At 62.8% G+C, this 22,528-nt stretch carries 16 protein-coding genes and 1 pseudogene; 7 read left to right on the top strand and 10 right to left on the bottom strand.

Annotated elements, in window-relative coordinates; translation table 11 throughout:
* Window positions 1-26 precede the first annotated feature (26 nt).
* From ABWO17_RS09360 to ABWO17_RS09380, 5 genes are read left to right on the top strand one after another with little or no spacing between them, the layout of a single operon-like run.
* The gene (locus ABWO17_RS09360; RefSeq protein WP_353117862.1) at window positions 27-1,061 is read left to right on the top strand and encodes an acyltransferase family protein; all 1,035 of its coding nucleotides are present in this window, start codon (window positions 27-29) and stop codon (window positions 1,059-1,061) included.
* On the top strand, window positions 1,062-2,330 hold the full coding sequence (locus ABWO17_RS09365) for an acetyltransferase domain-containing protein (protein WP_353117863.1): 1,269 nt from the start codon (window positions 1,062-1,064) through the stop codon (window positions 2,328-2,330).
* Window positions 2,327-3,499: an ATP-grasp domain-containing protein gene (locus ABWO17_RS09370; protein ID WP_353117865.1), complete on the top strand. Its 1,173-nt coding sequence runs from the start codon at window positions 2,327-2,329 to the stop codon at window positions 3,497-3,499. Before ABWO17_RS09365 ends, ABWO17_RS09370 begins: the two co-directional genes overlap by 4 nt.
* A gap of 11 nt (window positions 3,500-3,510) precedes the next feature.
* Window positions 3,511-4,932: a type III PLP-dependent enzyme domain-containing protein gene (locus ABWO17_RS09375; protein ID WP_353117867.1), complete on the top strand. Its 1,422-nt coding sequence runs from the start codon at window positions 3,511-3,513 to the stop codon at window positions 4,930-4,932.
* Between the two features lie 9 nt (window positions 4,933-4,941).
* On the top strand, window positions 4,942-5,937 hold the full coding sequence (locus tag ABWO17_RS09380; RefSeq protein WP_353117869.1) for a lipid II:glycine glycyltransferase FemX: 996 nt from the start codon (window positions 4,942-4,944) through the stop codon (window positions 5,935-5,937).
* An 864-nt stretch (window positions 5,938-6,801) separates the two neighbouring features.
* On the opposite strand, the gene ABWO17_RS09385 is transcribed toward ABWO17_RS09380, so the two are convergent.
* From ABWO17_RS09385 to arcD, 8 genes are all read right to left on the bottom strand, one after another.
* Window positions 6,802-7,929, bottom strand: coding sequence for an ABC transporter permease (locus ABWO17_RS09385; protein ID WP_353117871.1), 1,128 nt, complete (start codon window positions 7,927-7,929; stop codon window positions 6,802-6,804).
* A gap of 2 nt (window positions 7,930-7,931) precedes the next feature.
* Complete coding sequence (gene rbbA, locus ABWO17_RS09390; RefSeq protein ID WP_353117873.1) at window positions 7,932-10,742, bottom strand: ribosome-associated ATPase/putative transporter RbbA; 2,811 nt, start codon at window positions 10,740-10,742, stop codon at window positions 7,932-7,934.
* Entirely contained in the window at window positions 10,739-11,845 is a 1,107-nt protein-coding gene (locus tag ABWO17_RS09395; RefSeq protein ID WP_353117875.1) for an HlyD family secretion protein, read from the bottom strand. Before ABWO17_RS09395 ends, rbbA begins: the two co-directional genes overlap by 4 nt.
* Window positions 11,829-13,271, bottom strand: coding sequence for an efflux transporter outer membrane subunit (locus tag ABWO17_RS09400; protein WP_353117877.1), 1,443 nt, complete (start codon window positions 13,269-13,271; stop codon window positions 11,829-11,831). The genes ABWO17_RS09395 and ABWO17_RS09400 overlap by 17 nt, the downstream gene beginning before the upstream one ends.
* A 74-nt stretch (window positions 13,272-13,345) precedes the next feature.
* Complete coding sequence (gene arcC, locus ABWO17_RS09405) at window positions 13,346-14,269, bottom strand: carbamate kinase (protein WP_353117879.1); 924 nt, start codon at window positions 14,267-14,269, stop codon at window positions 13,346-13,348.
* A gap of 72 nt (window positions 14,270-14,341) precedes the next feature.
* Window positions 14,342-15,340: an ornithine carbamoyltransferase gene (argF, locus tag ABWO17_RS09410; protein WP_353117881.1), complete on the bottom strand. Its 999-nt coding sequence runs from the start codon at window positions 15,338-15,340 to the stop codon at window positions 14,342-14,344.
* A 38-nt stretch (window positions 15,341-15,378) separates the two neighbouring features.
* Window positions 15,379-16,602, bottom strand: a complete 1,224-nt coding sequence (locus tag ABWO17_RS09415; protein ID WP_353117883.1) for an arginine deiminase — start codon at window positions 16,600-16,602, stop codon at window positions 15,379-15,381.
* A gap of 45 nt (window positions 16,603-16,647) precedes the next feature.
* Complete coding sequence (arcD, locus tag ABWO17_RS09420; protein WP_353117885.1) at window positions 16,648-18,108, bottom strand: arginine-ornithine antiporter; 1,461 nt, start codon at window positions 18,106-18,108, stop codon at window positions 16,648-16,650.
* 606 nt (window positions 18,109-18,714) lie between these two features.
* On the opposite strand from arcD, the gene ABWO17_RS09425 reads away from it, so the two are divergent.
* Both ABWO17_RS09425 and ABWO17_RS09430 read left to right on the top strand, forming a co-directional pair.
* Window positions 18,715-19,725 carry a phosphotransferase gene (locus ABWO17_RS09425; protein ID WP_353117887.1) on the top strand — a complete coding sequence of 337 codons (1,011 nt, stop codon included), beginning with the start codon at window positions 18,715-18,717 and terminating at the stop codon, window positions 19,723-19,725.
* Window positions 19,722-20,465, top strand: coding sequence for an HAD family hydrolase (locus ABWO17_RS09430; protein WP_353117889.1), 744 nt, complete (start codon window positions 19,722-19,724; stop codon window positions 20,463-20,465). Before ABWO17_RS09425 ends, ABWO17_RS09430 begins: the two co-directional genes overlap by 4 nt.
* A gap of 398 nt (window positions 20,466-20,863) precedes the next feature.
* Here ABWO17_RS09430 and ABWO17_RS09435 read toward each other — a convergent pair whose 3' ends face one another.
* Window positions 20,864-21,247 (bottom strand): hypothetical protein, encoded by a 384-nt coding sequence (locus tag ABWO17_RS09435; protein ID WP_353117891.1) that lies wholly within the window; start codon window positions 21,245-21,247, stop codon window positions 20,864-20,866.
* Window positions 21,248-21,308: 61 nt separating this feature from the next.
* Window positions 21,309-22,476: pseudogene (locus ABWO17_RS09440) on the bottom strand (IS3 family transposase).
* Window positions 22,477-22,528 lie beyond the last annotated feature (52 nt).

The following is a 22,528-nucleotide window of genomic DNA, read 5'->3' on the forward strand; positions in this document are numbered from 1 at the left end:
CGCGGGGCAAGGGGACGGAGGCCGACATGACACGATCCGATCCGGGCCGCAACGTAACGGTGCAGGCCATGAAGCTGCTGTTTCTGCTAGTCATCTGTTACGGGCATATCCACCAGGGCGGCGCGGACGGCGGGAGCACCCCCGGGCCGACAGCGGACCCGCTGATGCAGCTGTGGTGGGTACCCGGCGATGTGGGCCTTTTCTTTTTCGCGGCCACATCGGCCTACTTCACGTCGGTCCGCTACGCCGATCCGCAACGCATGGGCGGCTACTGGTCACGCAAGGTTCCGCGCGTTTTCGGGTTGTTCCTGTTCCTGAACCTTGTCCTGGGTGCGTTCTTTATCGTCACGGGACGGCCCGGCGTGTTCACATGGCACACGCTGGTCAATCTGGCGGGCTTGAACGGCTTCCTCAACTGGTTCGGCATCCGCAACGAAAGTCCGTTCGGCGCCGGGCAGTGGTTCTTTACGCTGCTGTTGTTGTTCTACGCCGCATACCCCCTCATGTCGCGGCGCGTGACAACGCCGCGCACGGGTCACCTGTTGCTTGCGGGAAGTATCGCCGTTGCGGCGGTCATGCAATACGTCTCTCCCTATGGGTATTCGTTGTGGTCTACGGCGGTGGGCTTCGTGGCGGGGTTCTGGCATGCCCGCTTCGTCGGAAAGGGCATGCGCGGCGGCCTTGCCGTGCTGGCGGCAGCATGCGTGTTTGCAGCCGCATACAGGGCCCTTGGGCATGCACCGGTGGCCGCCTACGCCATCATCGGCATGCTCGGCTACGCCCTTGCTGCACTCAGCCTGCACGCCACTCGTCCGCCGCAGTTGGGCTGGCTGGTGCTGGCGGTGGGCGACATACTGCTGCCGCTCTATATCATCCACAGTTATTTCCGGTTGCCGTTCACGGCGTTGCCGTATCTGGATTCGCTGCTGGTGCTGCTCATGAACGTGGCGCTGGCGAAGCTGTTCATGACGGTCTACGCGCGTCTGGTGGCCGCATGCCATCGCGTGCTTGCGAACGCGGTCAACGCAGCTGTGCACCGCGCCGCAGGAACAGGTGGCTAGATGGAACGGAACAGCGAAAATGGCCCGCAGGCCAACGGTCACCCGGCCAGGCTCCCCGATGCCATCCTGCCGCTTCGCCCTCGCATCGCATCCATCGACATCCTGCGCGGCCTTGTCATGGTGCTGATGACGCTGGATCATGTGCGCGGAAGTTTCACCATGCATGCCAATCTGTTGTGGGGGGAAGGTTCGCCTCTGCCCGGCAACCCGACGGACCTCGCGTCCGATACGACGCCCCTGCTGTTTCTGATGCGCTGGATAACCCACCTGTGCGCGCCGGTCTTCATTTTTCTGGCGGGCGTCAGCGTGTGCATGTGGCGTGACCGCAGGGGGAGCACGCACGATGTTACTCGACATGTCGCCCTGCGGGGGATGATGCTGATCGGCATCAATACGGTGCTCAACGGAAGGCATTTGCTTTCCGGGAGCGGGCATGTGGTCCTGGATGTACTGTGGCCCATCGGCGTATCCATGATGTTGCTGTCCGTGGCGGTGCACCTGTCTGGCCCGGTGCTGTGGGCGATCGGCGTTGCCATCGTGGCCGGACACAACGCGCTGGACGGGGTGACCCTGCCCGGCGGCGCGGTTGATGTGGCGTGGCGGTTGGCATTCGCAAGCTCGACGATCGAACTGCCGGGGATTGGCACAATATACGCGCTGTATCCGGTGCTGCCGTGGTTCGGGGTGATGCTGCTCGGCTACCTGTCAGGCGGGATGTTTCGCCGGGAATCCCGCAGCCGATGCCAGGCGTTGTACGCCGCAGGCGGCGGTTGCCTGGTGCTGTTCGTTCTGCTGCGCGGCTTTGGCGGGTATGGCGACCCGCATCCGTGGGCGCAGTACGACCTGGCGTGGCGGACGGCAGCATCCTTCGTGAATGTGACCAAGTATCCGCCATCGTTTCAATTTCTTTTGCTGACGCTGGGTGTCATGTCCCTTGCGCTGGCGGGCATGGAGCAGTGGGGAGTGCGTTCCATCGCACTGCGCACACTGGGCGGAACCCCGTTGGCCTACTATGTGGGGCATCTTGTGGTGGTGCGCGCACTGGCGGCGTTCCTGGGCAACGCAACCGGGGGCGGCTGGCTTGCGGGGGTGCGGGACGTGGCGTTCACGGTGCCCGGCGTGCTGGCATGCACGGTGTTGATCGGCTTTGCGCTGTACCCGCTGTGCACCATGTGGGCATGGCTGAAGAAGGAGGTGCGTTGCCTGCACGGGGGGTGCCTTGCGGACCTGATGGCTCGCCTCGCCCCGCCGCGAAAGGAGCGGAAATGAGTACCGTACTTGTTCTTTCGGCGGATACGATGCTTGCGCGTGTCATAGCAAAAAACCTGCATGGGCACGGATACGGCGTGTTGGCTGCGGATTGCGTCCAAAATCAGATATGCTCCTATTCAAAATACGTGAGCAAAACGTTCGTTCACGCCGACCACAAAACGGACGAGCAAGCATTCATCGACGACGTGATGCGGATATGCATTGATAACGGCGTGGATATCCTGATGCCCGTGCTGGGCGAAGCCGCGCCGATATCCCGCAGCCGGGGTGAACTGGAACGGCACGTGTCCATGCTGGTGGGCGATGCCGAGGCGTTGCAGGTGTTTTCGAACAAATACCATACGTACGAACTTGCGCGAGGTGCGGGACTGAAGGTGCCGGAATACTGGGCCGTGGAGCGGCTGGCAGCGGAAACGTCGCTGGCCGACGAGGTGACATATCCGAGTCTTGCCAAGCCCGTGTGGGGGTGGGGCGGGTATGGCATGACCGAATTCACGAACGCTACTGCGTTGCGCACGTTCATCGCGGGCATGGAGCCGCGCCAGAGGGCCGACTATTTCGTCCAGCGCAGGATGTCGGGCGATGTGGTCTGCGTCGCCATGATTTGTGCGGGCGGAAAGGCGCACGCGTGGGATTCGTACCGCATTGTCGCCACGTACCCCAGCCGATACGGACAGTCGACAGTCCGCGAGACTGTATGTAGCGATGCGGCAGTGGACGCACTGAAGGCATTGCTCGCGTATGTGGAGTGGACAGGCGTGTGCCAGGCGGACTTTATTGTGGAGCCTGATACGGGGGATGCATATCTCATAGACGTCAATGCGCGGTACTGGAATTCTCTGGTGCAGAGCACGGCCCGAGGAATTGATTTTCCGTATTATTATTGCCTGCTGTCGCAGGGAAGGATGAATTTTACGGTGCTTCCACGCAGCTACTCCGTCACAACGGCGTGGCTCAGCCGTGCTGTGCGGGGGAGCTTGCCATTGGTGATGCGCCGTACGGCAATGGGTATGCTTTCCGGCGAACGCGAGCAGGCCATTGTGGAATGCGATGATTGGGACATCCACGATCCGCTGCCGTTTTTCGCATGGCCGATACGCAGCGTTTGCAGGAAGGTGATGCAAGCTCTTCCAGAGTCCATGCGTCGCTACACACGTTCTTTGTAGGCGAGGTGCACATGTCGTTCTTGGAAACCGTTGGCAATGCGCTGGTCGGGCTGTCGTGCAGGCGGCAGCGGCGGCAGGCGATGCCGGACGTGGCCTTGTGGGACGTCCAGGTGGACGGACGTGGTGAATTGGCCGTTGATGGCGTTTCCTGCGCGCAACTGGCCAGGGAATACGGCACGCCGCTTCTGGTGGTGCATGCCGGAGCATTGCGGCGCCGTGTGGCGGAGGTGAAGGGGGTGATGGACGAACTGTTCGGCGATGCCATGGTGGCCTACTCGTACAAGACCAACTGCATCCCCGGCATTCTCGGCATCATGCACGAAGCGGGCGTGGGGGCGGAGGCCATTTCCGGCTACGAGTACTGGGTGGCCGAGAGCCTTGGAGTGCCGGGTGGCCTGATCGTCTACAACGGGGTGGACAAGTCGCGGGGCAGCATCGCCCGTGCCATCGCCCGCGGGTCGCTGATCAACATCGACAGCCGCGATGAGGTCGATGTCATCCTTGCCGAGGCGCGGACGCAAGGGCGGCGGGCGCGGGTCGGGCTGCGGCTTGGCCTGAACGCCAGCGCGCAGTTCGGCCTGCCGCCGGACGGGGACGAGGTGCACGACATCGTCGCGCGCATCCTTGCGGACGCCGACCATGCGGACCTGTGCGGCTTGCACTTCAACATCACCAGCAATGCACGGCATAGCGGCTACCATGTGCGGTGCCTGACGCGGGCGCTGGAATTCATGCGCGAGTTGGTTCGACGGCACGGCGTTGCCGTGCGGTATCTGGATATCGGCGGCGGGTATGGCGTCGAGACCAGCAAGAACATGTCGGCCATGGAATACGGGCTGTACAGGCTGTTCGGCGTGCAGCCGGGCCGCGCGCACCTGGAGCCGTGCCAAGGCTTTCGCCAGTACATGACGGACATCGCTGTCACGTTATCGCGATTCTGCTCCGCCAACGACCTGCCCGTGCCGACACTGATCATCGAGCCGGGGCGCCTGTTGACCAGCAAGGCGGAACTGCTGCTTGCCACGGTCAAGGCCGTGAAGGAGCGGCCCGGCGGCATGCCGTTCGCCATTACCGATGCAGGCAGGCTGTCGCAGGCCTTCCCGTGTGATTTCGAATTTCACGAAACGTTTCTTGCCAGCGACATGCGTCGTCCTGCCGCCCGCGCCTATACCGTGACGGGCCGGGTCTGCACGCGGTCGGATTGGCTGTTCAGGGCCAGGGTTCTGCCGGAACTCGCCGCAGGAGACGTTCTGGCGGTGATGGATGCGGGGGCGTACTTTTCGTCGTATGCCATGAATTTCGCCTTTCCCCGCGCGGCAATAGTGGCCGTTGACGGCGGACGCGTCTCCGTGTTGCGCCGTCGGGAAAGCTTCCGCCATCTTGTGGCCATGGATGAAACGCTGCTGTTGGATGTTCCGGAACCGCCGCAATAAGGACGATGTATGCATATAGAGACATGTGGCCCGGACAGGTTTGTTGCATGGGATGCTTTCCTGGATGCGCACCAGCGCACCCCGCTTTTTCATTCCAGGCAGTGGCTGGAGTTGCTGGCACGGCACCATTCGGCAGCGCTTGAGCTGGGAATGTTCATTGACGATGCAGGGGACGTTGCCGGGCTTTTTCCCGTCTTTCATCGCAACTATGTTCTGATCAGGGTCTTTTCATCGCCGTATGTCGTGACGGATACGCCCTATCTTGGGCCGTTGATGCGAGACGATGTGCTGACCAGTGACGCATGGAACGCCATGGTGGCGTATGTGAAGACGCTCGGCATGGATTTCTTGCGGATGTTCACCACCGTCGATACCCGCCTTTCTGGCGTCACGGGGCGGCATGTGGGCATTGCCCGCAAGACGACGCATGTTCTGGACCTGACGCAAGGGCTGGATGCCGTGTGGAAGGGCATGGAGGGGCGCTGCCGCACGGCGGTGCGCAAGGCCGAAAAAGAAGGCGTCCGCGTGACGGAGGCCACGGGGCAAGGGTTCATTGATGCGTATGTGGACATGCTCGAGGCCGTGTACGCGCGCCAGGGCTTGGCATCGCCCAATTCACGGGCGTTTTACAGTGACATGTGGCGGACCTTCGGCGGCGGGCGCGTTGTGGGGCTTGCGGCCAGCCACGAGGGGCGCGACATTGCTGGCGCGTTGCTTGTCATGGACAAGCGTGATGCGTATTACATAAGTGGTGCGTCGCGTGAGGATGGATGCAATGTTTCGCCAAACAATATCCTGCAATGGGAGGCGATACGAATTGCTGCGAGGCAAGGAATAGAGCGGTATGATTTTGTGGGCTCTGATATACCGCGCCTTGCAAGGTTCAAGAAAAGTTTTGGCGGCGAGCTTATGGAGTACGGGTGCATCGAGATGGCGCCATCGTTACTGGCGCGCGTGCTGCGCAGCGTTTACCCGCGCCTGAAGCGCAGCGTCGGGCGGGTGTAGCAACCGGAGGCAATTGGCAGAAGGGCGTGGGGGCACAAGACACGCGGCATATCAAGGCGATTCGGCATCCCGTTCCTTCTGGATGCGTCAGCCGACGGAATACTGAACAGGCGGCAACGTTCGCGCAGGGGCATTCACGGGGGAGAGGCGCAAGGTTTCCCTGCCGTGGAAAACGCCGTCCTCTTGCAACGCGCCGGGGCTTCCGGACAGAATGGCCAATGCATGCCGGAACCGGTGGGGTACGGTGGCCGGGGGCGCTTAGTCCCTGGTCGAGTGGGGCGTGTCGTCCGGTGCCTTGGTGAACAAGAATGGGGGGGCGGAAGAACCCGCCCCCTGAGGAGTGAACCACGCGAAAGGAAATAACACGCAGTTCGGACTGATTGAACTGTTACCATGCCAGTGCAGAATGCCGTCTGTGCGGTGCCGCACGTGTACAGGAATAATAGTGAAGCAGATGTGCGTTCACGCAAAAAAGCAACGGGAAATTACACAGGCAAATACAACGAGGGGTATTTGCTGGTGTGGTCATTGCCTGCCGGTTGGCCTTCCCCGCGCGCACTACCCTGAACGACCAAGCCGACCACACCCGTCTCTGAGCATTCCCGATCCCGGCTCCTTCCGCCCGCCGCCTTGGCGATTCTGCTGTCCGCTTCTGCGCCTTGGCCTACCCCACGCTACAGATGACGCATCACAGTTGTGGAGTGGATCACAGCCTGCCCGCACACCTGAGTATCTGTCCACATTTCGGTGGCGCGTGGTCGGCACGGCGGTTGCGCGACACGGCTACGGATATCCCCCGTGTACCGGTGCGCGATTCTTGCCGGTTGGGCTGCGGCATGCGGTGGGGACGCACCGGGCGCATGGTCAGGCATTCTGGCTGATGGTCTTGCGGAAACGCGCCAAGGCGGCGAAGAAGAGCACGCCGCCAATGCCCAGCAGAATGAGCAATTCCGGCCACACAACGTCAAGTCCGGCACCTCGGTAGAGTATGGCCTGGCCAGCGGCGACGAAATGTGTGGTGGGGGCGGCAAGCATCACGTCCCGTACAAGCTCGGGCATGCTCTCGCGCGGGGTTGACCCGCCGGAAAGCATCTGTAGTGGCAGCAGCACCAGCACGAGCAGCATGCCGAACTGGGGCATGCTGCGCGCCAGGGTAGCCATGAAGATGCCCATGGACGTGGTTGCGAACAGGTGCACCGCCGCAACCAGCAGAAACAAGGCGACGGACCCCTGGATGGGTACGTTGAGCGCGCCTTGCACCACGAACACCAGTGCCACCAGGGCTCCAGACAGTACCACCAGCCCCATGGACCAGACCTTGCCCAGCATGATTTCGGCTGGCGTAACCGGCATGACCAGCAAATGTTCGATGGTGCCGTGCTCGCGCTCGCGGATGAGCGCCGCGCCGGTCAGGATGATGGACAGCATGGTCACGTTGTTGATGATCTCCATGAGCGACCCGAACCAGGATTTTTCAAGGTTGGGGTTGAAGCGCATGTGCAGCACCAGATCAACGGGCTGGTTCGGGCTGCTGCGGTACCGCCGTACGAAATCGTTCACCTCGCCGGAGACGATCTGTTGGATGTAGCCGCTGCCGGTAAAGGCCTGGGTCATGAGCGTAGCATCCACGTTGAGTTGGGCCACGGGGGTGCGCCCGGCCAGCACATCGCGCTGGAAGTTCGGGGGTATGTCGAGCACGAAGGTGTACTCGCCGTTGTCCATGCCCTTGTCACCCTCGGCCAAGGAGATCATTTGGGGCGTTTTGAAGCGCGGAGGATACAAGCTCGACACGATGCGCGCCGAGAGCGGCGAACCGTCTTCGTCCACAATGGCGATGGGGGCGTTGTGCAGGCTTTCGGGCATGGCCGTGGCGGCAACATAGATCGACACGGTGAAGACATAGACGATGAGCATCAGCATCATCGGGTCGCGTACCAGGCTCCACAGCTCTTTCACGCCCAGGCGGTAGATGTTGGCGAAAGAGAACCGCATGTTCAGGTCTCCTGCTTTTTGAGCAGCATGACGGCCGCCCCCATGATGACCGGCATGGCGGCCAGGAGCGGCCAGAACGTGGCAGCCAGGCCGGAGAATCCCAGCGCCTTGTTGAACACCCCCCGGCTGATGGTCAGGAAATACGTGGCCGGGTAGATGCGCCCGATGAACGCACCCAAGCCTTCCAGCGAGGTGACGGGGTTCAGCAGGCCGGAAAACTGCACGCAGGGTATCAGCGTGCCGATGATGGTCACGAAGATCGCCGCGATCTGGCTTTTGGTGAAGGTGGAGACCAGAAGGCCGAAGCCGGTGGAGCAGATGACGAAGGCCAGGGCCGCCGAAAAGAGCGTGAAGAAGCTGCCCTTGACCGGCACCCCGAACACCGAGACCGCAAGCAGCGCCATCAGCAGGAAGTTGAGCATCCCAAGACCGATGTAGGGTAACTGCTTGCCAAGCAGGAACTCTGCGCGCGTCACCGGGGTGACGTACAGGTTGAGTATCGAGCCCAACTCCTTCTCGCGCACCACCGAAAGGGCCGTCAGCATGGCCGGAATCATCATCAGGAGCATGGGGATCACCGCAGGCACCATGGCGGGCAGGCTTTTCACGTTCGGGTTGTAGCGGTAGCGGACTTCAACCCCGCTGGCAGCGCCCGGCGTCCGGCCAAGCCGGTGCATGGACATGTCCGCCAGCCACATCTGGTGCATGGCCTGCACGTATCCGGTCACGGTCTCCGCGCGCGTGGGCATGGCACCGTCGACCCACGCGCCGAGTTGTACGGTCTTGCCATGCGCTATGTCGCGCCCGAAACCGTGCGGTATCTCGATGGCCAGTGCCAGTTCGCCGCTGCGCATGCGCTGGTCGAGTTCGGCGTGCTTCAGGATGGCCCGCTTCTCGATGAAATAGCGCGACCCGGAAAGGTTCAGCGCGTAGTTTCGGCTCAGGCCGCTCTGGTCGCCGTCAAGAACTGCGTACGGAAGGTTCTCCACGTCCAGGTTGATGCCATAGCCCATGATGAACATCAGGAACGCCGTGCCCAAAAGCGCCAGCGTGGCCCGCAACGGGTCGCGCGTCAGTTCCAGCATCTCGCGCAGGGTGTAGCTCCAGGCGCGGCCATAGTCGAAACGGCGGCGGACAGGGGGCGGCGAGGCGTGAGGCCCGGTTGTCGGACCATTTGTGGGCGAAGCCTCTGCCGCAGCACCTGCCGCTGCCGCTGCCGGAACCTCTGCCGCAGGGGCGGGCGCGGGGCTTTCCGCTTCGGTGGCTGCGGTGGCTTCCTCCAGGTAGGCGATAAACGCCTCTTCAAGAGTCGCCGTGCCGCGCGTTTTCATCAGGGCTGCGGGAGAGTCCGTGACCAGAACCTTTCCCGCGTGCATTAGCGAGATACGGTCGCAGCGCTCGGCCTCGTTCATGAAATGGGTGGAGATGAAGACCGTTACCTGGTCCTTGCGCGCCAGGTCGATCATCAGTTGCCAGAACACGTCGCGCGCGATGGGGTCCACACCCGATGTGGGCTCGTCGAGGATGAGCATTTCCGGCTTGTGGACCATGGCCACGGCCAAAGACAGGCGCTGGCGGATGCCAAGGGGCATGCTTTCCGGCAGGGTACCCAGCATGTCGCCGAGGCCGAAGCGCCCGGCCATTTCGTCTACCCGCGCGTGGATGTCCGCCTCCGGCACCTGGAAGAGCCGCGCGTGCAGCACCAGGTTCTGGTGCACCGTGAGTTCACCATAGAGCGAGAACGCCTGCGACATGTATCCCACCCGGCGGCGGGTGGCGATGTTTCTGCTGTCCACCTTCTGGCCGAAGAGCCAGGCTTCGCCTTCGCTCGCGGGCAAGAGTCCGGTAAGCAGCTTCATGGTGGTCGATTTGCCGCAGCCGTTGGAACCGAGGAAGCCGAATATCTCGCCCCGCCGGATGCGAAAATCCACATGGTCCACGGCCACGAAGTCGCCGAAGCGCATGGTCAGGCCCTTGGCCTCGATGGCGCTTTCGTCGTTTTCGGCTGCCACCAGCGGCGGCACGACCACCGCCTTGTGTCCGCGTCGTTCCTCCTCGGGCAGCAGCGCGATGAATGCCGCTTCCAGCGTGTCGGTCCCGGTGCGCTCGTGCAGTTCCGCCGGTGAACCCGTGGCCAGCAGCTTGCCTGCGTCCATGGCCACCAGCCAGTCGAAACGGTCGGCCTCTTCCATGTAGGCCGTGGCCACAAGCACGCTCATGCCGTTACGTTCGATGCGGATGTGCTCTATGAGATCCCAGAACTGCCGACGGGAAAGCGGGTCCACGCCCGTGGTGGGTTCATCAAGGATGAGCAGTTCCGGGTCGTGGATGAGCGCACAGCACAGGCCGAGCTTTTGCTTCATGCCGCCGGAAAGCATCCCGGCCGGGCGGGCCAGGAAGGGCCTCAGGGCGGTGCTGGAGGTCAACGCGTCGATGCGGCGGCGGCGTTCGGCGGCATTGTGGCCAAAGAGCCGCCCGAAGAATTGCAGGTTTTCCTCCACGGAGAGCGTGGCGTAGAGGTTCCGCCCCAGGCCCTGCGGCATGTAGGCGATGCGCGGGCACACGCTGGCGCGGTGGCGGGTGCTAGTCATGTCGCCGCCAAGCACCTCCACGCTGCCCTTTTGCACCGCGCGCGCACCGGCCAAAAGCGACAGCAGGCTCGATTTGCCCACGCCGTCGGGTCCGATGAAGCCCACCATGCACCCACCGGGAATGTCCAGGTCGATGCCGTCCAGCGCCTGGGTCTTGCCGAAGCGCAAGCCCACGCCGGACAGGTGCGCCACAAGTTGGGGCCTGGCGGCGTCCCCGGTCATTGGGGAACCTTGACCGCCAGTTCCGGCGGCCACTGGGCCTGCTCGTCGAGCTTGAGCCAGGCCACGCCCGGCAGCCCGGTCTTGATGAGTTTGGGGTGCTTCTGCAGCAGGGCGGGGTCTATCTGCGCCTTGATGCGGAACATCATCTTCTGGCGTTCGCTGGCGGTCTCCACCGTCTTGGGCGTGAACTGGGCCGTGGCGGCCACGAAGGATACCGTGGCCGGGATGACATGGTCGGGCGCGGCGTCCAGCACCAGGCGCACCTCGCCGCCCAGGGCGATCTTTCCGGTGTCCGCCTCGGGCAGAAAGAAAGTCATGTAGACATCGTTCAGGTCCATGAGGTTGAGAACCTTGCCGCCGCCTGCCAGCACCTCTCCGGGCTGGGCCACGCGATACTGCACGCGCCCGTTGCGCGGGGACACGAGCAGGCTGTCGGTGATGTCCGCATCGACGCGGGCGATGCTGGCCTGGGCCGCGGTGACTGCCGAGCGTGCGCCCACCACCTGTGCGGCTGCGGCGGCGATGTTGGCCTGGGCCGCGTTGACCTGGGCCATGGCCGCGCCGACGGCGGCCTGGGCGCTGCGCATGCGCGCGCGGTCGTCGTCGCGCTCCTGAACCGAGGATGCCCCCTCCTGGGATAGTGCCTCGGAACGCGTGGAACGCAGTTGGGCAACGTCCCGTTCGCTTTCGCGCTGGGCCACCAGCGCCTGGGCGGCAACCTTGTCGCTCTTGCGCACGGTCACCAGCGCCTCGGCGGCAACCACGGCAGTGAGCGCCTGCTGGTGTTTGGCGCTGGCCTCGTCGCGCTGGGCATCCAGTACCTGCACCTGCATCTTGGCCAAGGGTTGGCCTGCGCGCACAAAGTCGCCCTCGTCCACCATGATGGCATCGACGCGGCCCGCCAACTTGGTTGCCACGTCCACCTCCGTGGCTTCGATGCGCCCATTGCCGTTGGCAAAACCAGGGCCGGGGCCGGTCTTGTGCAGCATGGCCCAGGCAATGAGCGCGGCGGCCACGGCGGCAAGCACAACCCCGACGAGGATCAATTTCTTGAGGGGGATTGCCCTTGCAGAGGCAAGCAGCTTTTCAGGGGAGAATGTCATTGCTTCCGCCTCTCTCTTTTGGAGAGGATTGATATGCTGTGTCGGGGACCATGGCAGAGACGTCGGTATCGCTTCCCAGCGCCGCGTAGAGGTTCACGCGGCTGGAAAGCAGCGCCCGACGCGCCTGCACCACCTGCTGCTGCACGGTCAGCAGGTCGCGCTGGGCATCCAGCACTTCCAGGAAGGCTGCCGCGCCGTTGTCGTAGCGCAGCTTGGCCAGGCGCGCTCGCTCGGCCTGCACCCCCACCGTGGCGTGCAGTATCTGCACCTGTTCGCCCAGCCACTTGCGGCCTGCAAGGGCGTCGGCAACATCGCGAAACGCGCTCTGGATGGCCTTTTCATACTGGGCCACCGCCGTGTTGCGGCGGGCCCAGCTCAGGTCAAGATTGCTGCGGTTGCGCCAGCCATCGAAAAGCGGCAGCGTGATGCTTGGGGCAAAACTCCAGGCTGCACTGCCGTTTTTGAACAACCCGTCGAGTTCGGCACTTGCCGTGCCGTAGGAACCAATGAGGGTGATGCGCGGAAAGAACGCCGCGCGGGCGGCGCCGATATTGGCGTTGGCCGCCTTCAGTTGATGCTCCGCAGCCACGATGTCCGGTCGTTCAAGCAGCAGACCGGACGGCAGGCCCGCGTGCAATTCGCCCAGCACGCCCGCATCGTCGAAATACCCGGGCACGGGGACGAGGCTTGTCGGCGCACCGACCAGAAGCGTGAGGGCGTTTGCCTGCACGGCCCGAGCCTGCTCCAGTTCTGCGCTAAGGGCCTTGGCCTGTAGCCAAAGCGCCTCCACCTGGGTCATGTCCAGGCGCGATGTGGACCCGACTTCAACGCGCCGTCGGAATATGCGCAGGGATTCCGAGCGACTGGCACTGGTTTTCCGCGCAAGGGCAAGGCGTTCATCAAGCTCGCGCAGGGCCAGGTACCTGTTGGCCACTTGCGTGATCATGCTCAAGGCCACGGCGTGCCGGGTGGAATTTGCGGCGAGATAGTTCTCCAGTGCCGCGTCCTTGAGGCTGCGCACGCGACCCCAGAAATCAAGCTCCCAGGCGGTCAGCCCCAGTCCGACCTGGAATTTGTCCGAGATCATGGGCTTTCCCGTGGCGCTCAGGTCCGCTGGCACACGCGTGCGGCTGCCCTCGGCCACTGCGCTGATGCCGGGAAACTGCTCCGCGCGCTGGATGCCATAGGTGGCGCGTGTTTCCTCCACGCGAGATACGGCGATGCGCAAATCGCGGTTGTTCTCCAATGCCTGGGCGATGAGGGCTTGCAGGCGCGGGTCGACGAAGTAGTGCCGCCAGCCTTGCGCGGCAAGGGGCTGGCCCAGGCTCGGGGGCACGGCGTCCGGATAGGTCGCCGCCACTGGCATGGGCCGTCGCTCGTCAGAAGGCGCCATGGACATGCAGCCCCCCAGGGCAAAGAGCGCCATGACGGTTAAAGCCCCGAGTGCAAGGTTGACCCGGGGCTGCTGGCGTTGTGCCGAGGGGGCGCCAGGGCGCAGGCTCATGGCGTGAGCGCGCCGTCCGCGCGAACCTGCGTGCCTGCCTCGCCTCGCAGCATGGCCTCGATCTGGTCCAGCGAGCCGATGACCGCGCGCTGCCCGGTGGCCTTGACGAAGGCACAGGCCGCCGCGACCTTTGGCCCCATGGAGCCTGCGGCGAAGCTGACGTTGCGGAAGGCGTCGGGCGAGGCGCTGTGCACGGGGCGCTGCGTGGGCAGGCCGAAATCCATGTATACTGCGGACACGTCCGTGGCGATGACAAGGCATTCCGCGTTCAGATCGCGGGCCAGAAGAGCGCTGCAGGAGTCCTTGTCGATGACGGCTTCCACTCCGTGCAGACTGTGGCCATCGGCCCCCACCGCAACGGGGATGCCACCGCCCCCAGCCGCGATGACGAGCGCCTCGTGGGCCAGAAGCCATTCCATGGGCTGAAGGCCGAACACGCTCTGCGGGGTTGGAGACGGCACCACACGGCGGAAGCCCTTTCCATCCGCCGCCATGGTCCAGCCTTCCTCTTGCGCGATGCGCTTGGCCTCGGCCCCGGTATAGACCGGGCCGATGGGCTTGCTTGGCGCGGCAAAGGCCGGGTCGTCCAGATGGACCAGAACGCGGGTCATCAGCGTGACGACCACCCTGAGGGGCAGGAGGTTGTTCAACTCCTGCTCCAGCAAATAGCCGATCATGCCGTCTGTCTGCGCCCCAAGCACATCAAGGGGATATGCCTCCACGGCGGCATACGCGGCGGATTGCAAGGCAAGCAGACCCACCTGCGGCCCGTTGCCGTGCGTAAGCACCAGTTCGTTGCCGTCGGCCACAAGGGCAAGCTGGGCCGCAGCCCGTTGAATGTTGGCGAACTGGTTCGGAGCGCTCAGGGCCTCGCCCCGCCGCAAGAGTGCATTGCCCCCCAAGGCGACAACGATTCGCATGATGATTTCCTGGGTTCGTGCATGGTGGTGTTCAGCGCAAAAGCCGATCACAGGGGCAGGCCGGAGTGCGGGTCAGCCCAGGGTCGCCACCAGGACCGCCTTGATGGTGTGCATGCGGTTTTCGGCCTGGGTGAAAACGATGGACGCCTCGGACTCGAAGACCTCATCCGTCACCTCAAGCTCGCTCGGGCCGAAGCTTTCGTGCACCATGCGGCCTACTTCGGTTTCGAGGTTATGGTACGCAGGCAGGCAGTGCATGAACTTGGTGCGCGCATTGCCCGTTGCCTGCATCAGCTGTGCATTCACCTGATATGGAAGCAACTCGTCGATGCGTTGTTTCCAAACGTCCTGGGGTTCGCCCATGGATACCCATACGTCGGTGTAGAGAAAATCCGCGTCCTTCACCGCGCTCATGGGGTTGGGCTCGATGCTGATGCGTGCGCCGGTGCGCAGGGCCAGCACCTGCATCCTGTCCAGAAGTTCCTTTGGCGGTTGCAGCGCCTTGGGCGAGCAGATGCGCACATCCATGCCCATTTGCACCCCGCCGACCAGCAGCGAACAGCCCATGTTGAAGCGGGCGTCGCCCAGGTAGCAGAACGAGAGCTTGTGCAACGGCATTTCGCCAAACTCCTCCATGGTGAGCAGATCGGCCAGAACCTGGGTCGGGTGCGCTTCGTCCGTAAGTCCGTTCCATACAGGCACATGCGAGGAACGTGCGATTTCCTCGACCACGCTTTGGTGAAACCCCCGGTATTCGATGCCATCGAACATACGCCCCAGCACCCGCGCCGTGTCCTTCAGCGATTCCTTCTTTCCCAACTGCGACCCCGCCGAGTCGAGGTAGGTTACATGCCCACCCTGGTCGTGCACTGCCACTTCAAAGGCGCAGCGCGTGCGGGTGGAAGGCTTTTCAAACACCAGGGCGATGTTCTTTCCCTTGAGCCTTGGCTGCTCATTTCCAACGTACTTGGTGCGTTTCAGTTCGGCGGCCAAGTCTATCAGGAAGCGGACGTCGCGCGGTTCAAAACTTTCAAGGTCAAGCAGGCCGCGGTTTCTGAGGTTGAAGCTCATGGGGTGCTCCTTGTGTGTACAGGGCAGGGCGGGGGGGCTCAGACGGGGTCGCGCAGGACGGGGCAGGACATGCAGTGGCTGCCGCCACGGCCACGGCCCAGTTCGCTGCTGGGAAAGGTGATGACCTCCACTCCGGCCTTGCGCAACTGGGTGTTGGTGTACACATTGCGGTCGTAAGCCAGCACCACGCCGGGCGAAAGCGCCAGGACGTTGTTGCCGTCGTCCCATTGCTCGCGCTCGGCCTCGTAGCTGTCGCCGCCGGTCTGCACCACGCGCAGGTGCTTTTCGCCCACGGCCTTGGCCATGACATCCAGGAAGGGCTGCTTCTCCAGCCGTACGTCAAGGGTGGCTTCTGTCTTGCCAGGGCGCAGGCTGTACGTCCGGATGCCGTCGACAACCTCCGGAAACACCGTGACGATATCCGTCGAGCAAAAGGTGAAGACGGTATCAAGGTGCATGGCCCCGCGTGATTTGGGCAACTGGGCGGCGATGACCCTGCTGGCGGCCCCCTGGGCAAAGAGCTTTCGGGCCAGTTGACTTACAGCCTGGGGCGAGGTGCGTTCTCCCATGCCGACCAGAAGCAGATCCTTGCCGAGGGGCATCACATCGCCGCCTTCAAGGGAGGCCAATCCGTGGCCGTGGCGTTGGTCCGGATCGCCCCACCACTCGGTTACGACGCCCCTGAACGTCGGGTGAAAGCGGTAGACTGCGGCCATGAGCAGCGTTTCATGCTGCCTTGCGGGCCAGAACATGGCCCCCAGCGCAACGCCGCCCGATATCCAGGCGCTGGAATCCCGCGTGAACAGCATGTTCGGCAGCGGCGGCAGCAGAAACTCGCCGGGGCCAAGGCACTGTGCCGAGAGGCCCATGATCTCGAAGGGCACCTCGGCGCGCAGCAGGCCGCCTATCAGAAATTCGGCCAAGCGCTCCGGGGGCAGGGTCTCAAGCCAGGGGCGCAACTGTTGCTCTGCCTCGGGCTCAATGAAGTCCACCCCAAGCTTGCGCTCCAGCAACCAGGCGCGGCCTTTGGGTTGCGCGACGACATCCGCCAGCAGGTCGTGCAGTTCCAGTACCTCGACGCCGCGTTCGATCAGTTTGTTGGTGAAAACATGGTGGTCGTCCCTGGCCTGGGAGACCCAAAGTACGTCATCAAACAGAAGGGCGTTGCAGTTGGCCGGGGTGAGCCGGGACTGCGCCAAACCGGGACGGCAGACCAGAACCTTGCGTAGCGCGCCGACTTCGGAATATGCGCCGATATCCATGGGGGGCTCCTTGTGGGACGAAGGGACGGGAACGGGGCGGGGCTGCTAGAGGTCCAGCCTGCCGGTGCTCAGCAGGAAAATTGCAAGAACCGCCAACGCCACCAGCACGATGAAAAGCGCCAGTTCAAAGCCTTGGAATACTCGCGCGCCCTGTTCCCGCTTGGCCAGACCGTAAATCAGTGCTCCTGGTGCATAGAGCAGCGAGCTCAGGAACAGGTACCTTGGTCCGGCGGCGTAAAGCAGCCAGCCGCAGTAGAGCGTGGCGAACAGGGTGACGGGCAGATCAAGGGCGCGCAGCGTGTCTGGAGTTCCCTGCCTGCGCCACGCCAGAATCAGTCCGTAAACTGCGCTGAACAGGTATGGCAGCAGAATCATGGCCGTGGAGAGGGAGATCAGCGCGAGGTAGGATGCCTTCGAGAACAGCGTGACCAAGAGGAATATCTGCACCATGCTGCTGGTGAGCCACATGGCGTTGCCCGGAACGTGCCGCGTGTTCAGCCTGGCCAGGGCCTTGGGCATCACGCCATCGCACGCGGGGGTGAACAGGGACTCGGCCGCCAGAAGCGTCCACGCCAGAAACCCGCCCCCCACAGAGACGATCAGGCCCGCATAAATAAGCACTGCCCCCCACCAGCCCACGGCCTTTTCAAGCACACCGGCCATGGAAGGGTTCTTGAGCCCTGCCAGTTCCGGTTGATTGAGCACGCCAAGCGACAATAGCGATACCGCCATGAGCAGCAGCAGGGTGATCACGAAACCGATGATGGTGGCCCGGCCCACATCCTCGCGCCGTTTCGCGCGGGCCGAATACACGCTCGCCCCCTCCACACCGATGAAGACCCACACGGTGACGAGCATGGTGCTTTTTACTTGGTCGAGCACGGTTCCCAGGCTGGTATCACCCCAGAAATTCAGGGTAACCGTACCCATGTTGAAGGCCAGGGCCACGAAGACGATGAACAGCAGCAGCGGCACAAGCTTTGCCGCAGTGACAACGGCATTGAGCACCATGGCGCCCTTGATGCCCTTGAGCACCAGCATGTGCACTACCCACAGCACAACGCTGGCGGCCATGACCGAGGTGGCGGTGTTTCCCTCTCCGAAGGATGGGAAGAAATAGCCAACTGCCGAAAACGCCGCGACAAGATAGCCCACATTGCCGACCCAGGCGCTGACCCAGTATCCCCAGGCAGAGTTGAAGCCCACATACTCGCCCGCCGAGGCCCGGGCATAGGCGTATACGCCGTTGTCCAGGTGGGGCATGCGCAGGGCGATCATCTGGTAGACCAGGGCCAGGGCCAGCATGCCCATGCCGGTAATGCCCCAGCCAATGAGAATGGCCCCCGCCCCGGCCCCCGCAGCCATGTTCTGGGGCAGGCCGAAAATACCGCTGCCGATGAGCGCCCCGACGACAAGGGCGACGAGAAGCCTCAAGCCGATTTTGGCTGGAGCCTGTTCGGACGTGACGACAGGTTGGGAAGCCTGCGGGGCGGTGGTTGTCTCCATGTTCACGGGGGGGCTCCGTTGGATTTTCAGTTGCAGGTAATGACGCAGAGCCTGAACAGGGCGCGAAACCCGTTTCATTCGTAGCGCGTGCAGCTTGTCCTCGGGAGCTCCAACGGTTGCGTGCCTGTTTGCAATGCTGGCTAGGCAAGACAATTCTTCAGCATGCATGAGACTACGTGCTGTGTGTGAAAAACGTCTGTGCGATAGTGCACGTAGAATGACTCAGCGATGTATTCATGCCGTTGCGACATGGAGCTATGCGCGCCAGCGCACCGACCCGCAGAGCAAGTTCCTTGATCATCATGGCCACGGTCGTTTTCATTTTCGGCAAGAAGGGGGGCGCCGCGCCGTGTCTCCGCACCGGGATGCGGCAAGCACAGTCCCCTTGGCCCCCATGCAAAGGATTGCGATGGTGCTTCAACTCTCTGCAATGATCATCCCCGCCTCGCGCTCCGGGCATATGCACTTTGCCCTGGCTGCGTCTGCCCCGCCGCTGTGGCAGGGCAAATGCCGTCGACATGCACTGGCCGGAATCGCCACACCGGAACGGTTCGTGCGGACGCTGCCGCTGGCAAACGCCCCACCCGGCACAGCGGGGGGGGGCATATGAATTTCGCCTACCTAGGCCATCTGCCCCACGCCGACCCCTTGTACGGGTATCTGCAGCACGAGGTACTGCCCCAACTCGGCCTGCATTCCCACGCCCCGGAAATCCGCGTCTTCCAGTCCGCCTGCTCGCGCAACGTCTACCTGTACGAGGAAAAGCACGGCGGCGTTCGGGTCATCGGCAAGTTCTACCCTGCGCATCACGACCCCTTCGGCCAGGCCCTGGATACAGGGCGTATCGAATTCAACAATCTGGATTTCTTGCGATCCATCGGTTTTGCGCACGCGCCCCACTATGTTGTGCGCCCCTTGGGGTTCAACGCGCGGCTGGGCGGCTTGCTGATGATGGAGTACCTCGACGGGGATGTTCTGGGGTCGGTCATCAACGACGCCATCTTCCTGGGGCGGCGCGGCAGGCTTTTTCGCAAGCTCACCGCCCTGGCCTGGTTTCTGGCCACCCTGCATGGCCGCACGGCCAGGGATTGGCCCGTGACCTTCTCCGACCCCTGCGACTACATGGGGCGGCTCATCACCTCCCTTTCCGTCACGCGGGGCCTGGGTCCCCAACTGGCCGGGGAGCTATATGCCCTGCGTGAGGCTTGGCGCACGGAGAGCATCATGTGGGAAGACCGCGCGGTGTTGGTGCACGGCGACGTGACCCCTTCCAACTTCCTGTTCGGTCGGGGCAAAAGCGTCATGGCCATCGACCTGGAGCGCATGCAATGGGCCGACCGGGTGTTCGATCTGGGCAGGCTTTGCGGCGAGTTGAAGCATTTCTTCTGTCAGGGCCTGGGCGACCCGGCAGCAGCGGAGCCCTTCATCGGGCACTTCCTGTGGGAGTACTGCTGTCATCAGCCCGAACGAGAACGCGCCTTTGCGGCCATCACCCGGCGCGTGCCCTTTTATCTTGGCATCACCCTGCTGCGCATCGCCCGCAATTCCTGGATTGCCCCGGACTACCGCTGGCGCCTTGTCCAAGAGGCCAAACAGGCTCTGGGGGCTTTACCATGAACATAAAGGCCATCATTTTCGATCTCAACGGCACCCTTATCAACATCCACACGGATGAAAGCTGCGAAGATATCTACCGTGGTATCAGCCACTTTTTGACGTACCAGGGCATACACATCCACCGCTGGGATCTGCGCGACGAATACTACGATCTCATGGCAGCCCAGCGCCGCTCCAGTGCAGAGGATTTTCCCGAGTTCGACGTCGTGGCCCTGTGGCGAGAGTTCTTGCAGCGCAGACCCGGAGCCTGTCGGGCCTTGCCGCAAGAGAAACTGGACGTTCTGCCCCTGGTGCTGGCAGAGATGTATCGGGGCATCTCCCGTTTCCGCCTGCGGCTTTACCCAGGGGTCAGAACCATCCTCGATGACCTTGCTGGGCGCTACAAGCTGGCCGCCCTGTCGGATGCGCAAAGCGCCTGGGCCGTGCCGGAAATGCGCGCCCTGGACATAGAGCACTATTTCAACCCCATCATCGTTTCCGGGGATTACGGATTCCGCAAGCCGGACCGGCGGATATTCCTGGCGGCCCTGGACGGCCTGGGGCTGGAGCCCTGCGATGCGCTGTTCGTCGGCAACGATATGTTCCGTGACGTTTACGGGGCCAAGCAGATAGATATGAAGACGATATACTTTTCTTCGAACCAGGGTAGAAAGAGGTCAAAAAGAGCCGAGCCGGACTATATTGTCTACAAATTTGAAGAAATTCCAAGGGCAATTGAATTTATTAAGAACCGTGAGTAGAAAAATTCCACTGCGCAACAAGGGTGGAGAACGTATGAATCGTGAGAGTTACAGACAAAGAAAGCCATGTGAAAGACGTATCTCGGCATCAGTGGGTGGCCGGTGTGCCCTTGCGGCGGTGCTTGGCACCTGTCCAATGGCCGCTTCAAATTCCGGCCGTGCAGTGCGGAGATTTGCGGGAACTGCCCGGGAACGCAACACTTGTCCATACCGCAGATGCCGACATGCGCGAGAAGCGCCTTCGCACCCAGAAAGCAGAAACCCGCAGATTCAAATCTGCGGGTTTCTGCTTTCTGGGTGATGGCTGGTGCGGTACGTAGTGATTTCGGTGTTTGTTCTGTGCAATGCTGCCCGGCCAAGGGGAAAGCGTTTCTAGCCGTCCTTCTCCATTTCCTCCATCAACCGCGCCATGGCCAGCTCCCGGCCCATGTCCTGCAACAGCCCATCGACATGTTCGAAACTGAAGTGCGAGCCAAGGTACAGGTGCATGTACCCGGCGGGCACGCGCAGCGCGGGGCCATGGCCTCGGCCAGTTCGCGGGCGCGCTGCTGGGCACGTCCGCTCCAGGGCCAGTCGGAATCGGCCAGAAAGCCGATGGCGCGCTCGGCCCGCACGTGCTCGGCCCGCATGGTCAGGCCGGTCAGCCCGATGTCCAGGTAGTGGTTGACTACGGCCAGCGGTTTCACCCCTTCGGCCAGGCTCACGTCGTCCAGCCCGTGCATGGCGGCGGTGGCAAGGATGATCTCTTCGTCCGCCCCGCGCGCGGTCAGTTCGCGCAGCACCCATGAGTGGTGGTCTTCATTGCGGGCAATGAACGTGACCAGCCCCCGAGAATTGTACCACTCATTGTGTTAGTCTGTGATGCCTGCTTGAGTCCAGATGTGGTCCCCAGAGGGAGCACCCTGCCCCGAGGGGCAGGGTGGCGACCAGCGCTGGCGGACGTTGCCCCAGCGAGCTATGCGGCCTGAACGTGTATATTCCTGCCGCCACATTTCAAGAACCACCTGTGCCTCCCGGAGCGTATAGAACAGCTCCCCGTTCAGCTTCTCATCCCGCATTTTGCCGTTGAAGCTCTCGCAGTAGCCGTTCTCCCAGGGAGAACCAGGCTCAATGAACAACGTCTTCACGCCGACCTTGCCGAGCCAGTCCCGCACGGCGTGGGCAGCGAACTCGGAGCCGTTATCTGACCGGATGAAATCCGGCGTGCCCTTTTCAACGAACAACCGTGCCAAGCAGTGCAACACATCGTCGGAGCGGAGCTGCCTGGAAACCTCAAGCGCCAGGCACTCCCGAGTGAACTCGTCGATGACCACGAGGATGCGAAACGCCCGGCCTTCGTGCGTTCGGTCCATGACGAAGTCATACGACCAGACATGGTTGGGCCAGCAAGGCCGTAGCCGGACGCATGAACCATCGTTGAGCCAGAGCCTGCTGCGCTTCGGCTGCTTTTGCGGAACCTTCAGCCCTTCCTGACGCCAGATGCGCTCAATGCGTTTGCGGTTTACCAGCCAACCTTCCCGCTCAAGCAAAGCCTGGATGCGGCGATACCCGTACCGGCCATACTCGCTGGCGAAATGGATGATGGCCGCCTTCAGCGGTTCTTCATCACTGGCTATGCTGGGGCGGTATCGCTGGGGCGCCCGAGGTTGCTCCAGCAAGCGGCACACTCGCCGCTCCGGCACATGAAGAACCGTACGCACATGAGCCACACATTTCCGGCGCCGGGAAGGGCTCAGAAGTTTCCCCTTGCCGCCTCCTGCAAGATGAGCTTGTCCAAGGTCAACTCCGCCACGGCGTTCTTCAGCCTGGCGTTTTCACGCTCCAGCGTCTTCAGCTTCTTGGCCTGGTCAACCTTCAGCCCGCCGTACTCATTGCGCCAGCGGTAGAACGTCTGTTCATAGACACCCAGCGCCCGACACGTCTCGGCAACCGTCTTGCCCTTGGCCAGCGAAACCTCTGCTTCACGCAGCTTGGCGATTATCTGCTCCGGTGCTTGCCCCTTCCTGCCCATTGCCTTCCCTCCGTTGACCAGAGACTAACAAAATCCCTGGCTCAGGTTTAGG

The organism is Nitratidesulfovibrio sp. (genome assembly GCF_040373385.1).
Lineage (GTDB): Bacteria > Desulfobacterota > Desulfovibrionia > Desulfovibrionales > Desulfovibrionaceae > Cupidesulfovibrio.

Coding starts and splice junctions, on each gene's coding strand:
- ABWO17_RS09380 (WP_353117869.1), top strand. CDS start 4,942: ATGCATATAGAGACATGTGGCCCGGACAGGTTTGTTGCATGGGATGCT.
- argF (WP_353117881.1), bottom strand. CDS start 15,340: ATGAGCTTCAACCTCAGAAACCGCGGCCTGCTTGACCTTGAAAGTTTT.
- ABWO17_RS09370 (WP_353117865.1), top strand. CDS start 2,327: ATGAGTACCGTACTTGTTCTTTCGGCGGATACGATGCTTGCGCGTGTC.
- ABWO17_RS09415 (WP_353117883.1), bottom strand. CDS start 16,602: ATGGATATCGGCGCATATTCCGAAGTCGGCGCGCTACGCAAGGTTCTG.
- arcD (WP_353117885.1), bottom strand. CDS start 18,108: ATGGAGACAACCACCGCCCCGCAGGCTTCCCAACCTGTCGTCACGTCC.
- ABWO17_RS09375 (WP_353117867.1), top strand. CDS start 3,511: ATGTCGTTCTTGGAAACCGTTGGCAATGCGCTGGTCGGGCTGTCGTGC.
- ABWO17_RS09425 (WP_353117887.1), top strand. CDS start 18,715: ATGAATTTCGCCTACCTAGGCCATCTGCCCCACGCCGACCCCTTGTAC.
- ABWO17_RS09385 (WP_353117871.1), bottom strand. CDS start 7,929: ATGCGGTTCTCTTTCGCCAACATCTACCGCCTGGGCGTGAAAGAGCTG.
- arcC (WP_353117879.1), bottom strand. CDS start 14,269: ATGCGAATCGTTGTCGCCTTGGGGGGCAATGCACTCTTGCGGCGGGGC.
- ABWO17_RS09430 (WP_353117889.1), top strand. CDS start 19,722: ATGAACATAAAGGCCATCATTTTCGATCTCAACGGCACCCTTATCAAC.
- rbbA (WP_353117873.1), bottom strand. CDS start 10,742: ATGACCGGGGACGCCGCCAGGCCCCAACTTGTGGCGCACCTGTCCGGC.
- ABWO17_RS09395 (WP_353117875.1), bottom strand. CDS start 11,845: ATGACATTCTCCCCTGAAAAGCTGCTTGCCTCTGCAAGGGCAATCCCC.
- ABWO17_RS09360 (WP_353117862.1), top strand. CDS start 27: ATGACACGATCCGATCCGGGCCGCAACGTAACGGTGCAGGCCATGAAG.
- ABWO17_RS09400 (WP_353117877.1), bottom strand. CDS start 13,271: ATGGCGCTCTTTGCCCTGGGGGGCTGCATGTCCATGGCGCCTTCTGAC.
- ABWO17_RS09365 (WP_353117863.1), top strand. CDS start 1,062: ATGGAACGGAACAGCGAAAATGGCCCGCAGGCCAACGGTCACCCGGCC.